1 pseudogene is annotated in these 927 nt (G+C 46.9%); it reads left to right on the top strand.

What is annotated here, in order from left to right:
- A pseudogene (fadH, locus tag A3757_RS22610) lies at window positions 1-927 on the top strand (NADPH-dependent 2,4-dienoyl-CoA reductase); the annotation flags it as partial.

Here is a 927-nt window from a genome sequence, read left to right as displayed (position 1 = left end):
GATGCCGTTCATGAAGCGGGTGGTAAGATCTGTATGCAGATTCTACATACGGGTCGCTATGCGTTTAACCCTAATTTGGTTGCGCCTTCTGCTGTTCAGGCACCGATTAACCCTTTTCCACCAAAAGAACTTGATGAAGCCGGTATCGAAAAGCAGATCAGTGATATCGTAATGTTAGCGGTTAATGCTCAAAAAGGTGGTTATGACGGCGTTGAAATCATGGGCTCAGAAGGTTATTTCATTAACCAGTTCTTAGCGAAGCGTACTAATAAGCGTGATGACCAATGGGGTGGCGAATACGAAAACCGTATGCGCTTGGCTGTAGAAGTCGTGCGTCGTACACGTGAAGCCGTGGGTGAAAAATTTATTATTATATACCGTTTGTCTATGCTCGACTTGGTTGAGGGTGGAAGCAGCTATGAAGAAGTACTACAGCTAGGTAAGGCGATTGAAAAAGCAGGTGCAACCATCATCAACACTGGTATTGGTTGGCATGAAGCACGTATCCCAACAATTGCGACAAAAGTACCGCGCGCAGCATTTACTTGGGTAACCGCTAAGTTCAAAAAAGAGCTTAATATTCCATTGATCACTTCTAACCGTATTAATACGCCGGAAGTGGCTGAAGAAGTTCTAGAGCGTGGCGATGCCGATATGGTGTCGATGGCACGCCCATTCCTTGCGGATCCTGACTTTGTTCAGAAAGCTTTTGAGGGCAAGAGCGACGAGATCAACACTTGTATCGGTTGTAACCAGGCTTGTCTTGACCACGTATTTAGCGGCAAGCTAACTAGCTGCTTGGTGAATCCGAAGGCATGTCACGAAACAGAGTTTGCTTCATCTCCAGTAGAAACGGCTAAGAAGTTGGCTGTTATTGGCGCGGGCCCAGCTGGTTTAGCATTTGCGACGTCGGCAGCTGAGCGTGGA

Source organism: Oleiphilus sp. HI0117 (assembly GCF_001635235.1).
This window is presented reverse-complemented; position numbering and strand designations above follow the sequence as displayed.